The sequence below is a fragment of the Tropicimonas sp. TH_r6 genome, from assembly GCF_033101155.1.
Lineage (GTDB): Bacteria > Pseudomonadota > Alphaproteobacteria > Rhodobacterales > Rhodobacteraceae > Tropicimonas.
In genome coordinates this window covers 182,065-195,509 of the sequence record NZ_JAWMPX010000005.1, presented here as the reverse complement: position 1 = coordinate 195,509, position 13,445 = coordinate 182,065, and the positions used below count along the sequence as shown (strand labels likewise).

Annotated in this window: 10 protein-coding genes and 1 tRNA gene; 7 read left to right on the top strand and 4 right to left on the bottom strand. The window is 63.1% G+C overall.

Features of this window, described 5'->3' with window-relative positions; genetic code table 11:
* Positions 1-87: 87 nt before the first annotated feature.
* Positions 88-164 (top strand) — tRNA-Arg (locus R3X27_RS07720).
* A gap of 491 nt (positions 165-655) precedes the next feature.
* On the opposite strand, the gene R3X27_RS07715 is transcribed toward R3X27_RS07720, so the two are convergent.
* Positions 656-3,859, bottom strand: coding sequence for a calcium-binding protein (locus R3X27_RS07715; RefSeq protein ID WP_317708259.1), 3,204 nt, complete (start codon positions 3,857-3,859; stop codon positions 656-658).
* Between the two features lie 39 nt (positions 3,860-3,898).
* On the bottom strand, positions 3,899-4,378 hold the full coding sequence (locus R3X27_RS07710) for a toxin-activating lysine-acyltransferase (protein ID WP_317708258.1): 480 nt from the start codon (positions 4,376-4,378) through the stop codon (positions 3,899-3,901).
* A gap of 377 nt (positions 4,379-4,755) precedes the next feature.
* Here R3X27_RS07710 and R3X27_RS07705 point away from each other — a divergent pair, with 377 nt between their 5' ends.
* A complete protein-coding gene (locus tag R3X27_RS07705) occupies positions 4,756-5,388 on the top strand; it encodes a hypothetical protein (protein WP_317708257.1) in 633 nt (210 codons plus the stop codon).
* Positions 5,385-5,675, top strand: coding sequence for a hypothetical protein (locus R3X27_RS07700; RefSeq protein WP_317708256.1), 291 nt, complete (start codon positions 5,385-5,387; stop codon positions 5,673-5,675). Before R3X27_RS07705 ends, R3X27_RS07700 begins: the two co-directional genes overlap by 4 nt.
* Before the next feature lie 527 nt (positions 5,676-6,202).
* Here R3X27_RS07700 and R3X27_RS07695 read toward each other — a convergent pair.
* Together R3X27_RS07695 and R3X27_RS07690 are read right to left on the bottom strand one after the other, a co-directional pair.
* Entirely contained in the window at positions 6,203-6,499 is a 297-nt protein-coding gene (locus tag R3X27_RS07695; protein WP_317708255.1) for a hypothetical protein, read from the bottom strand.
* A gap of 38 nt (positions 6,500-6,537) precedes the next feature.
* Positions 6,538-7,191, bottom strand: a complete 654-nt coding sequence (locus R3X27_RS07690; protein WP_317708254.1) for a Crp/Fnr family transcriptional regulator — start codon at positions 7,189-7,191, stop codon at positions 6,538-6,540.
* 97 nt (positions 7,192-7,288) lie between these two features.
* Here R3X27_RS07690 and R3X27_RS07685 point away from each other — a divergent pair, with 97 nt between their 5' ends.
* The 4 genes from R3X27_RS07685 (at position 7,289) to R3X27_RS07670 (ending at position 13,437) form a co-directional block, all read left to right on the top strand.
* Positions 7,289-10,282, top strand: coding sequence for an ATP-binding protein (locus R3X27_RS07685; protein ID WP_317708253.1), 2,994 nt, complete (start codon positions 7,289-7,291; stop codon positions 10,280-10,282).
* Positions 10,266-11,399, top strand: coding sequence for a YcaO-like family protein (locus R3X27_RS07680; RefSeq protein ID WP_317708252.1), 1,134 nt, complete (start codon positions 10,266-10,268; stop codon positions 11,397-11,399). The genes R3X27_RS07685 and R3X27_RS07680 overlap by 17 nt, the downstream gene beginning before the upstream one ends.
* Complete coding sequence (locus R3X27_RS07675; RefSeq protein ID WP_317708251.1) at positions 11,396-12,100, top strand: TfuA-like protein; 705 nt, start codon at positions 11,396-11,398, stop codon at positions 12,098-12,100. Before R3X27_RS07680 ends, R3X27_RS07675 begins: the two co-directional genes overlap by 4 nt.
* 104 nt (positions 12,101-12,204) lie before the next feature.
* Positions 12,205-13,437 carry a hypothetical protein gene (locus R3X27_RS07670; RefSeq protein WP_317708250.1) on the top strand — a complete coding sequence of 411 codons (1,233 nt, stop codon included), beginning with the start codon at positions 12,205-12,207 and terminating at the stop codon, positions 13,435-13,437.
* Positions 13,438-13,445 lie beyond the last annotated feature (8 nt).

Here is a 13,445-nt window from a genome sequence, read left to right as displayed (position 1 = left end):
CCGGGACAGGAATTGCCTGCTCTTTCGAAGTTTTTTGGCTTTTTCCTCTTGCACCCCTCGCGACCCGCGTTTATCAGGACGCTCCACGCGCTGGTAGCTCAGTTGGATAGAGTACTTGACTACGAATCAAGGGGTCGGGGGTTCGAATCCTCCCCAGCGCGCCACTTCATAGAATTATCCAGCTGAAATAGAGCAGAGTTTCTCTTTGTGATTTCTGCCACTCTCCTATTCGTCCCCCCTCACGTCTCCAGAACACCCCGGAACTCGGCTCCGGTTTGGCGCAGTCTAAGAAGTCAGACCGCAATGAGCAGTTGAGCCGGCTATCGCTGCACGAATGGCCTGCCGCTCTTCCTCGATTGCCCCCGATGCCGTGATTTGCCCACGCGCTGAAACCAGTAGCCGGCATCCCAATTGTCCATCCCCATTTCTATGGGACATTTCTGATTAGAGTTTCGGGAACTGGGGTTCGCATTCCGAGTGCCTGACGCGGGCGGGTGGAAGTGTCTTGTTCGAACCTATTCGGGATCCGTCTGCGGCATGCACCGGAATGCGTCAGGTCCGGAAATGCAGGTTGTCAAATACACCTGCCCGACGGAACGCCCCCCCTCGCATCGGTATGCGAAGGGGGGCGTTCGTGTTGCATCAACCGTCGAGATCACACGAAATCGATGGTCTCCGGCAGTTCGGGCGCTTCGAAGTCGAGGATGTCCGCCACGATCTCGGCTGCACCGTCAACGAGACCGCCCACTCCGGGCAGGCTCGATCCGGCATCCTTGAGGTTGAGCATCCAATCCTGGAAGGCTGCCGCGAAGGCGATATCGGTGTCGCTTTCCAGGGCTGTATCGCCGAGATAGGCTCCGAAGTCGACCTTGCCGCTGTCCGGATCGTCGGTCTTGAACTCGAAGCTGTCGACGGCGTCGAGACCCGTCTGCCCGGCACGATCCGCCCAGGTGGCCGTGAAGAGACCGTCTTCGAAGGCCTGGCCAAGGTCGATTTCCTGGACGCCATCTTCGCCGACAATGCGCAGGGTTTCGACCCGTGTGTCGTCGTCTTGCATGTTCTTGATCCGGACTTCGCCGCCATCGCCTTCGATCACGAGGTCCTTGCCGCCTTCGACGAAGAAGCGCAGGTCGCTGCCGTCGAGCGCGCCGGCCTCGCGCAGTTCCAGGACGTCGTTCTCGCCGCCGCCACCGCCGGAAATCGCGTCGAGCTTGTCGCTGGCGAATTCCAGGAAGTCGCCAAGTTCGCGGGCGGCGTCGAGACCTGCCTCGTCCACATCCATCGCGCCCGTCGAGCCGAAGGTGAAGAGGTAGGTGTCATTGCCCTGACCGCCGACCACGTCGCCGCCTGCATCGGAGACCGACAGGAAATCATCGCCGGTGCCGCCGAAGAACTGGGTGCTGTCATAGTCGAGCAGAGAACTGATGGTGGCATGGACATCCGCGACGGCGTCCTTGGCGTCATCGACCAGATCGCCAATCGCGTCGGTGATCTTTTGCAGCGGGTTCAAGGCGTCGAGCGTCTCCTTCAGGCTCTCGACTTTGCTCGTGATGCCGTTCAGCGCAGTGCCGAGACCGGTGTCGAAGGGGTTTTCGACGGTCCCTGCATCCGTCCCGAGGTCCGGCGCAAGCATCGACCATGCGAGATCCACGAAGGTTCCGCTATCCATCAGCCAGTCCACGCCGTCCTGCCCGAAGGAGAAATTGGCCTTGTCGCCGGTGGTCAGCATCAGGTCGCCGCCGGTGCCGCCAAAGGCGAAGTTGTAGGAGCCGCCGCCGATGAAGATGTCGCTATCCGCGCCACCCATCTGGAAGCCAAGGTCGCCGCCGGTGGAGAAGACATCTGCTCCGTCGCCGCCGAATTGGAGGTTGAGCGAGGGGGCGTTGTCCAGGAGCTTTTCCGTCAGGGATTGCTTCTTGCTCTCGGCATCCGTTTCCGCGTCGGAGCTGGTCTCCACCGCGGAGGTTTCCTCGGTCTCTGTCGTCTCTTCGGTGTCGTCCTTCTGCGAGTCCTCGAATTTCTCTTTCAGATGGTCCCAGAGAGCGCCCAGCGGGTTGGCTTCGCCGTCACCGCCGCGGCTGAGCATGAAGTCGCTGCCGTCATTGCCGATCTGGACCTGGATGCCGGCATCCTCGCCGCGCTCCAGCGCAACCATGACATCGGTGTCGCCGCCGCCCTCCTGCACGTTGATGCGCCCGAGACCCACCATCAGGTCGGTGCCTTCGCCGCCGAACTGTACGGTTGCCGTGCCGCCGCCAAGCATCAGATCCGCGCCGTCACCGCCAACCTGCAGGTTGCCTTTGCCGGCCCCGACGATGATGTCGGTTTCAGAGCCGCCGATCTGGATATTGGCTTCGCCGCCCGCCAGCATCACGTTGAGACCGTCGGGTCCGCTCGAATTCGCATATTCGGCCAGCTTGTCCGCCGCGGCGTCCAGATCGAACTCGCCTAGGCTCACATCTTTCGGAAGGGTGGACCAGATCTCGCCGCCGAATTGCAGGTTGCCCTTGCCGGCGCCGATCAGCCAGTCGCTGCCGGTGCCGCCGATCTGGATATTGGCGACGCCGCCTCCGACCAGGATGTCCGCGCCATTGCCTCCGTACTGTATATTCGCGCCGCCCGCGCCAACCGCGAGGTCGTCGCCGTCGCCACCGAACTGCACATTGGTGCTGCCAAGGGCAAAGAGCTTGTCTTCTCCCGCGCCACCGACCTGGATGTTGGTGTTCCCCGCCGCCAGCAGCATGTCATCGCCGGCATCGCCGAATTGAAGATTGAGATTGCCGACACCGACCATGGCATCATTGCCGTTGCCGCCGGACTGCCAGTTGGCGTTGCTGACGGCGACCATCGTGTCGTTCCCGTCCTGTCCGCTCTGCGTCGTGGCGACGACGGCCGAGGCGACCATCTTGTCGTTGCCGGTGCCGCCGAACATGACGTTGACGCCGCCTGCGCTGATCATCGTGTCGTCGCCGGCATCGCCGAAGACGGTATTGACCCCGCCCACGGCCTTCATGATGTCGTTGCCGTCATCGCCATGCAGCACATTCACGCCGCCGATCCCGGTGATCGTGTCATTGCCGGTGCCGCCATGGGCCTTGTTGACCGCGCCGATCGCTTCGATGCTGTCGTCGCCGCTGTCGCCATACATCTCGTTATAGGCGCCGATGCCCTTCATCGTGTCGTTGCCGGTGCCGCCATGCATCTTGTTCCAGAGCCCGCGCCCTTCCATGTGGTCGTTGCCCGAGCCGCCATACATGAGGTTCTTCGCGCCGTAGCCATAGAGCGCGTCGTTGTAGGAACCGCCGTCCATCTTGTTATAGCCGCCATAACCGTAGAGCTTGTCATAGCCGGAGCCGCCATACATGTTGTTGACCGCGCCGTAGCCGTAGAGCTTGTCTTCGTTATTGCCGCCATGCATGTCGTTCTTGGCGCCGTAGCCGTAGAGCCGGTCGTTATGGTCACCGCCATGAAGATAGTTATAGGCGCCGGTGCCCTTCAGGTAATCATGTCCGCTGCCGCCATAGAGCTTGTTGGTTGCGCCTGAGCCGTAGATGCTGTCATTGCCCGAGCCGCCGCTGAGATAGTTGTAGACACCGTAGCCATAGAGCTTGTCGCTGCCGGAGCCGCCGTAAAGGTAGTTGCTGCCACCCCAGCCTTTGACGATGTCGCTGCCGGAACCGCCTTCGAGCTTGTTCCAGCCGCCATAACCATAGACGAGATCGTTGCCGGAGCCGCCCTTCAGGTGGTTCTTGGCGGCATAGCCGTACATCTTGTCATTGCCGCTGCCGGCATCCTTGTAGACGCTGATTCCATAGAGTTTGTAGGTTTTGTGCGGGGATGTGTAAGAGGTGCTGCCCATGAGAGAATTCCTTTCAGATCAAATTTGGGGAGTTGTAGATCAGGCTGCGGTCGCCGAGCTGGAGGCCCAGTTGCCGTGCGCGTCTTGCCCGGGAAACTGGACGATCTTTGTCAGCCGGCCATCGCTGCTGCGGCGAGCGGCTCGAAACGCCACGCCGGGGAAGATCGTGCGGGTAAGATCGCGCGCCATCTTGAAGCCGTTGCCAAAGGGGGCGACGAAATCCATGACCACGGGGAGCCGCCCGCAATTCCAGGCCTCCGGCGACAGCGGCTGATCTCCATCCACGACGGCCTGCTCGGTTTCGGCATCCAGGTAGGCCCAGGTGGCCATGCCGACGGGCAATCCGCCGGAGCGCCAGATCCGCAACTGACCGAGCGCCAGGGGTGGCAGGATCAGCTGGCTGAAGGCTTCCAGGCTGCGCCCGCCATAAAGGTCGGACTGCGCCATGAGCGCCAAAGCTTCGCCCAAAACTGTGAACTCGGGCGACGGCGTTGCCGTTTGAGTTTTCGGATCAATCATCTCGGGGTCTCCTTCCGGTGAGGCCTTTTCAAAGCGAAAGTTGGTGGCGGGAGCGCCCGGAAGTCCTTTCGTTTCAGGATCTTTCCTTTGGGGGCTGTGGCTTCCGCCGGGGAATGATTTCGCCCTTCCATCCTGCCGCGGACGACCTCGAACATGTGTGATGGTCTGCCGGTCAGGCGGCCCGATCTGATTTGCAGATCGCCAGCCCGCGCCGCGGGCCGTTGGCGTATTCTCCTCCCGACTGTCACCGGAGGAGTCAGAGCCTGCCCATGCCCGCAAAATCTCGCCCAAGGCTTGCAATATCCAACCCTGCGCCTCTAACCTTCCTCGGGACGCAGCGTCCGGATGTTCAGCTGAAGACTGTCAGGAGGTCTTCCTTGGCCGAAGAGCTTGAAAAGACCGATCAACTGCCCTCGCCACAGTTGGTGAACACGCTCCAGGCCGTTTTGCTCGCCGAGGCGCGGTTCCTGTCCTGTCTGCGCGAGAGAACCGCTGAGAAATGCAGGATCCGGGAAGATGTCGAAGCGATCCAGCGGGAACTCAATCATGAGAATGTCGCCCATGTCGCGCGGTTCTTCTTTCTTCTGAAGGCGCTGGATTGCTCGACCCCGGAAACCATCGAGGCACTGATAGAAGCGCATAATCGAAAGGTCAGGAGCCTGATCGAGAACGAGGATTTTCGGGTTCGGACCCGCAGGGAGCTGGAGAAATCCGTTTTCAAGGACGCCCAGCAATATGTCTGCGTCAAGACGGTCAAGGAAAAGGGCCGCGCCGTCTTTGCAAAGACGGAGGTCGCAGCCCTCCTGTTCGATCACATGAGCCGCGACAGCGCCGTGAAAACTTTGGACCTGCTCATTCGGGCCGGTCTGCTCATCGAAGAGGATTCCGACCCGCTCTCCGGAACCAACCGGAAGCTCATCAAGACGGATGGTGTTCTTGAGGATGCCGTGGTGCATTACCTGTCCGAGATTGGAAAAACGGCCCCAAACAGAAGCGAGATTTCACAATGAAGTTCATTCTCCCAATATCCTTGGCTTTCTGCCTTCTGCACGCCCCGGCCTATGCCCTTGGCCCCGACATCTTCGGGTTGGAAGACAAGGAGCAGGCCTGCCTCTTCGTCGCCGAGGCGGAGGAACTCGCGGAACTCGAAGAAAGCGAGCGTTTTCCCTGCGGCCCGAGAACAAGGAGCACGCGGACCTTCGATGGCATCGATTTGCTCAGGGATGCGTATCGGGCCGATCCGGAGGCCACACTCGATCTCATCGAACGGATCCTGAAGGCTGGAAAGACCAACTGACTTGCAGAGCAGGTCGCTACTGGCCCGGCTTCGACAGGCCATCGACGAGGGGTTGCGACGCTACCGAACAGGATCGGCCCGAATTGCCGTGTGGATGAACCGTATCGTTCCAGAGATTGCAACCATGCCTACGGAGTTTCCGTGCGGACTGGCCATCGGGAACGGCTCTGATGCACAAGGCGGTTGCAATGGTTTGCCTCTCGCTTCTGCGGCCCACTCCTCCCTGTTCCGAGAGAGGCTTGACGATCCAGGTATTTCGCCTTCGCGAGCCCTGCCGCAGGCCGAATACCTCAGCCCTGCTGTGACGGATGTAGTGACGAACTCGAATGCGTCGGACAGCACCGCACACGCCCTGTTTCATGGATATCTGGGAAATGAAAAGGCGCTGCGTGTCAATCATGACACGCAGCGCCGCCCCCAAAGAAGAGCCTTTGTCTATTCGTAACTGCTGAAATAAAGGGGGCAAATTCGTTGGTTCCATCCACAGCCCGCGGTGGCGCGGAGTGTCCGGGGAGGAGAGGAGACTGTCACCGCCGGGGCTGTTTCAGGAAATCGCCAAAGGTGGTCGTGTCGATGTCGGCCTGGCACAATCCGGTGTCACGCATCACGGCGACGTCCATCGATTTGAAACGGCGCATGTCCTGATAGGCACGCAGATAGGTCGCCGGATTGGGAAGCGCAGAAAACACTGCACGAAGGGTCGCTTCAAACGTCGGCACTCCGACGGTATGGGCGGGAATACTCTTGCGCATCATCTCGGCGTTTCCTTCTGTTGCATGACCGGCCAGCACCGGCCATGCAACGAGATTGCCATGGTCCGCCAAGGTATTCTGTGAAGAGGATCACAGAGCGTAAAGAAAGACTAAACTTCTTCGGAATCCCTCGTTTCCATGAGGCCGGAACGGTCGAGGACGCGAATGCGCCCGCGCGACAGTTCCACCAATCCGGCGCGGCGCCAGTCGCTCAGGATCCGGGAAACGAGTTCGCGCGTCACCCCGACATAGTCGGCCAGTTGTGCCTGTGACATGGCGATCTCGCTATCGCTTCGGGAAAGGTGAAGGGTCTTGGCGGCAAGCCGGGATTCCGGCGGCAGGAAGACCTGGTCCTCGAGTTGCCGGCTCATCCATCGCATGCGCCGTCCGGCCAGTTGAAGCAAGGCGCTGGCGAGCTTCGGATTTCGGGTCATCCCTTCCAGCAGAGCGGCCTGCCGGGCGAAGCGGAGGCGGCTCGACACCAGTGCCTTGATGCGCGCTGTTCGGCGGCCGGGATCGAAGAACGCGATCTCGCCGAAAACGCTTCCCGGTTGCAGGCGATTCAGGGAGAGCTTCCGTCCCGAAGCAGCCAGAACGCTGACCTCCAACTCACCCGTGTCGAGCACGAAAAGCCTGTCGTCGAAATCGTCCTGTTCGAACAATGTCTCGCCGGCTGATAGCCGCAGCTCTTCAAGATTTTCCGCCAGGAGTGAGAGGAGCGTGTCCGTCTCACCCAGATCCACGTCGTAATGCGATTCCGTCATGCCGGGAGGCTATGAGACAGCGCACCGTTCCCAAAAGGAAAAACTTTCGTTTTGCACTGCCAGATTGCAAGCTTGGCGCAAAAGCCGAGGATCCCGCGTGTCGCTCTTCCGAAAACAGATTTCAGGACCGCGTCCCGAACAGGCGCCAAGCGGAGAACGCCGCCAGCTCACAGTGCTGTTCTATGACATCGTCGGATCGACATTGCTCGCCGAAGCCGAGGACCCCGAGGCGCTGCGGGCAAAGCTCGAACGGGTCCACGAGATGGTCCGTGCTGTCTTGCCCGATCATGGCGGATCGCTGGAACAGGTCATGGGCGATGGCGGCATGGCCTATTTCGGATTTCCCATTGTCCATGAGGATGCGGCGCTCTCGGCCGTTCAGGCGGGGCTGGCGCTGCTCGATGCAAGGCACTCGATTCCCGATGCGCCGGGGATTCGGGTTGGTATAGCGACAAGCATCGTTGTGTTGTCCGAGAGGACGGAGGCAGGGCGTATCGGTGCTGTCGGAACGGCGCCGAACCTTGCGGCCCGGCTTGAGGCGGCCGCCGAGCCGAACGAAATTCTTGTTTCGCCGGCAACCCATGCGCTGACCGGGCGCGGCATCGACTACGAGCCGGTGGACGGGCTGGCCCTCAAGGGGTTCCCGGAGATCCGCCGTGCCTGGCGGGCCGTGGCGCAACGCCCGGCAGAGTCGCGGTTCCGGCGGGATCGTCATGCCGAAACCCGCCTCTCCGGGCGCTCCGCGGAGACGACAGAGTTGCAGGTCGCCTGGGAGCGCGCGCAGCAGGGCGTCGGGGCGGCTTTCCTGATCGAAGGAGAACCCGGGATCGGCAAGTCGCGGGTCCTTTCCGAGGTTGTCGCCAATGTTGATGATGGCCGGGTGATCCTGCTGCAATGCCAGCCGCGAACTCGAAACGAGGCGCTTTTCGCGATCATCCAGATGTATGACCGTGCCTTCGACGATGGGCAGGACAGGGAACTGTCGCAAGCGGCGATCGCCGCGGCCGAGACGCTGGGCGCGCTGGAGGATGATCTGACGCTCTCGCCCGACGCGCGGCGCAATGCAATCGTCTCCGCTGTTGCGGACAGCTTTCTGGGGCTGGCAGGTGGCGCGGGGTTGCTGCTGCTGGCCGAAGACCTGCACTGGGCCGATGAGGTCACCCTGGCCGTGCTCGAACGGATTGCGGTGCAGGCCGGCAAGCACGCTGTCCTGATTGTCGGCACGTCGCGCTCGGACGGGATGCTGGACGACATCCGTGGTCAGTTCAGGCCCTTGCCGCTCAGCCCCATGGTCCCCTCGGAAGCGCGCGGGCTGATTGACTCCACCGCCACGCAAACGCTGTCTCAGGCCACGCAGGACTGGATCGTCGAGAAGGCGGATGGAAATCCGCTTTTCATCGTGGAACTGACCGCCCATGCCTGCGATCACGGCGGGGAAGGGGCGGCCGGAGCGTTCAGCGGCGCTGATATCGGCAGCTTGCGGGACCTGCTCGCAACGCGTCTGGAGCGGGTGGGCCAGGCCAAGCGCACGGCTCAGATCGCAAGCGTTCTGGGCCGGGAATACCCCTATCACCTGCTCGCCCGGCTCGCGCCGCCGCAGGCCGGACGAGATCTCGATGCCGACCTTCAACAGCTGGTTGATCAGGGTTTGAAGACGCCGACGGGCTACGGAAACGGCTTCAGTTTCCGTCACGCTCTGATCCGGGATGTCGCCTATGACAGCCAACTTCGCTCCGTCCGACGTGCGCTGCACGGGCAGATCGTCGATATCGTGGACGCGGATCCGAGCCTGTCCGAAGACGTCCCCGATGTGCTGCTGGCGGAGCATTGCCTTGCCGCCGATCGGATTGAGCGCGGGTTGTCGCTGTTGCTGGATGTGGCGGAGGACGCCATCCGCAGATCGGCGCTGCGCGGCCCGCGTGCGCTGCTCGAACGTGTGCTGAAACTGTCGGAGAGTCTCGACGCCGGACCTGCACGGGACCGCTTGCAGCTTCGCGCCTATGCCTTGCTCGGTCCGCTGATCACGCTCCTCGAGGGGCACCGGGCCGCGGTGCCGCTCTACGAACAGGGGCAGACGCTCTATTTCGCCTTGCCGGAGGCCGATCGCGCCCCGTTCTTCCCGGTGCTCTGGGGCTGGTGGTTCACGGCCGATGATCTTGCCGAGCAAACACGGCGCTCGGAAATTCTGATCCGCGATGTCACGCCCGAGGCGGATGCTGAATCGCGCCTGCAGGCCCTGCATTGTGCCTGGGCAACGCTGTTTGACGGTGGCGCCCATTCCCGATGCCTGTCGGCAATCTCGGACGGGCTCGATCTCTACGATCCGCAGGAAGCGGTGCGGTCCCGGCATCTCTATGGCCATGACGCCCGTGTCTGCGGTCTGGGCGAACGCGCGCTGTGCTGCTGGATGACCGGACGGTTGGAGGAGAGCGCCGAGGCCATTCGGGCCTGCGAGACCTGGGCGGAGGAGACAGCGCATCTCTCGAGCCAGTTGCACGCGCTCGACATCGCCACGCAGGTCGCCTTTTTCAACAAGGACCTCGCTGCGATCGAGCGAATCCTGGGACGCATCGCCCTGATCTCGGGGGCCGAGGCCGCACCGGTGATTACTGCCAAGCGACGGATTTTTGGCGGCTGGATGGCCGCTCGGGCAGGGGACAGGCACCAGGTCGGGCCGGTCACGGACGCGCTTGGTGCCCTGCGGGAGTTCGGGGTGCTGGAGGACACGCCCTTTTACGCCGATATCGCAGCGGAAGTGGCTGCGGCCAGCGGCCAGACCGCGGCAGCGCTCGGGCGGCTGGAGGAGGAGATTCAGACCGCCCGCAGCACCGGGTTGACCTATTGGCTGCCGGAGATGCTGCGCCGCAAGGCGTTGCTCATCGGCGGTGCCGCTGCGCAAGCGGTACTGGATGAGGGGGGCGAGATCGCGCAACAGCAGGATGCCCGCATGCTCTGCCTGCGCAATCTGTCCACCCGCATTGACCTCGGCCTGGCCGTGCCGCCCGAGACCGCGCGCAGGGTCGTCGAGGAAATGGAGCAGGCCACCCAACATGCCTTGCTGAAAAAGGTGCGCAATGCGCTGGAGCGCTGAGCCGCCACCGGCGGAGTTCCTGTCCGCGGCGATTGATGCGGCGCCCGAGCGCTCTCTCGATGCTGGCGCGTTCTGGCAGCGATTGCGGCCCCGGCTCCGGGATTTCGGCATCAGCCGTGTCGCGGATATCACCGGTCTCGACCATGTCGGCTTTCCGGTCGCGCAGGCCGTGCGTCCCGAGGCCCGCTCGAATGCGGTGACGCAGGGAAAGGCGTCGAGCCTTGAGGGAGCCGCGGTCGGCGCGGTTCTGGAATGCCTTGAAATGGCGGCGGGGGAAGATGTGGCGCGCCTTCCTGTGGCAGGTCCGTGCGATCGCATCGACTGGTCCGTGCTCGCGCCTACCGGATACTGGCCAGACGCAGGGAGTGCTTTCGTCGCGGCCTGGGATATAGGACGGGATGCGCCGGGCGCCGTTCCGCAGGATCTCCTGTCGACCGACTTTTCCCGAGGGGCGGAAGCCGAGGCCGCACCGATCCTGCGCCAGTCCATTGGCCTTGGCGCCGGAACGAACTTCGCTGCGGCCATGATGCACGGGCTTCTCGAATGTATCGAAGCGGATGCCCGCGTCCGGGCGGAGGCGGGAGGCAGGTGGAGGCGGGTCGCGCCGGATCGCGGTGATGCCCGGTTTGGCGCGCTGCTGACCCGGTTGGAAGAGCGCGGGATGCGCGTCCTGTTTCACGACATGTCGCGCAGGGACGATGTTGTTTCGGTCGCTGCGTCGGTCATGGAGCCGCCAGGCGCTAGCGCCCTTCCGTTGCCTGCTGCAGGGTATGGCTGCCGCCCGTCCGTGTCCGCCGCCATGGACGCGGCGCTGTCGGAGGCCGTGCAGGCGCGGCTTGCGGTGATCTCTGGCGCACGGGAGGACATCACGCAACGCGCCTATCGCCACAACGTGCCGGCCGAATTGCTCGATGCGGAATGGGCGCGCCACGCGCCGGGACCCGCGCTTGCCGCCGCATCTCCCAAAGCGCCCAATCCGACACTGCGCAGCCTGGCAGCGGGGCGTGGTCCGGTTCTCGCCGTGCCGCTGCGTTGGGACGCGGGGATTCCACTGGCCATCGTGCGTGTCATCGCGCCGGATCTCCTTGCCGATCCCCTCCGGGGCGCCGTGGCATGAGTTTGAGCCCTGCATGTCCCGTCGTCTTTCTCGGGCCGAGCCTGTCGCGCGCGGATGCCGGTCAGATCCTGCGGGCCGATTTTCGTCCCCCGGCCGGTCAGGGCGACATTTTCCGCGCCTGTTCTGCGCGCCCCCCGGCGATCGGTCTGATCGACGGGATATTCCGCGACGCCCCCACCGTTCGCCACCGCGAGATCCTCTGGGCGATGTCGCGGGGCATTCCGGTCTTCGGAGCGGCGAGCATGGGGGCGCTGCGGGCCGCGGAACTCGCTCCGCAGGGGATGATCGGCGTCGGACTCATCTATCGGTGGTATCGGCGCTTCCCCTTGCTGGCCGATGATGCCGTGGCGGTGACCCACGCGCCGGCGGCGCTCGGATCCAAGCCGCTTTCCGATGCCCTTGTCGATATCCGCCGAAGTCTGTCCACCGCAGCGAGACGCGGCCTGTGCAGCGGGGAGACCGCCATGGCCGAGACGCTTCGGATCGCCCGCCAACCCTTCCCGCAACGCAAGTTGCCAGAAGACTTCGTCGCCTCGCGGGTGGATCAGAAATCCAGGGATGCGCGCGCGCTCCTGCAGCTTCTGGCGCGTCACCAGGCCAGCGATGCGTGGCCCCGGGTCGCATGCGAGCCCCCACCGCTCGTGCATGCCTGGCTCGACGACCTTCAGGATAGCAACCTGAGGTTGCCCGACGGGCCGTAAAACAATTTCCGCCTGCAGAGTGTTAACACCTTCACAGAAGCGTTCTTGTCGATATGGTTGATGTCATTGACGAAAGGTAACTTTACCTGGCCTCGGGGGGAAACATGGTGGAGACCAGCGAACCATCCGGTGGCACGCGCTTTCTGCTTTATCCGCAAGCGCCCCATACGCCGGGTTATGACAAGCCGGAACTGGTGTGGATTTCCGATCCGCAAGGTTCGATTCTGGCCGGCCCCGCCAATGACCGGATGTATGTGGTCGCCCCCAACGCCCCCAAGGCTCCTTACCAATACCCCTATCTGCCGCCCTATTCGGGGCCGGCCGCGCCCCGGGTAGACCCGTCGCCTGACGGGCATTTCGATCATGTCGATCCATCGGATCCCGCCTTTCCGGGCGTTCATGTCTTTGGCTGCGTGGCGCGGGTTCTCGATATCTGGGAAAGCTATCTCGGGCACAGGCTGTCCTGGCATTTCACCGACACCTACGAGCGGCTGGAGATCATCCCGCTGATCGACTGGGACAATGCGCAATCCGGATATGGCATGCTGGAATTCGGTTTCGAGCGAAACCCCGATGGCAGCCGCCACCCCTATGCGCTCAATTTCGACGTCATCGCGCATGAGATCGGCCATTCGATCCTGTTTTTCGAGATCGGCCTGCCGCCGACCGACATTCCGCCCGGCCCGGACCTTCATGCCTATCACGAAGTGGTCGCCGATTTCTGCTCGCTCACGGGGATGCTGCATTTCGACACCGCGATGGACCGGCTTCTCCGGCGCGGCTCCGGCAACCTGCTGGCGATGAACGAGCTCAACCGGGTGGCCGAACTGGCCGATGAGCGCCAGATCCGGATCGCCGGCAATGCCCGCAAGATGTCCGACGTTGGACAGGAGGTGCATGACAGGTCCCGCCCCTTCACCGGCGGTATCTTTGACACCATCGTGCAGACCTATCACGACATTGCCGTCAGCGAGGGGCTCGTGGATCTTCCGCCCGGGTCTATCCCGGATGCCCGCGGCATGGGGGCCGATCTCGAAGAGCGTTACGCCCGCGCCTTCCGCGCCGATTACGAACACAAGCATTTCCAGCTCAAGGCGGCGCTCGCCGAGGCGCGCGATCACGTGGCGCGGGCGATGGCCCGATCCTGGGCACGGCTCGACAATGAGAGCCTGACATATGCGAACGCCGCCTACGCGCTCTGCGAGGCGCTTCAGGAGGCGGGCGAGGGCGGCATTGCCGATACGTTGCTTGAGAGTCTCGCCTGGCGCGAGATCCTGACGTCCTACGATATTCACGCGCTCGGCCGCGACCGGTCACGCGCGGCCATCTGGTTCTAAGCGAAAGG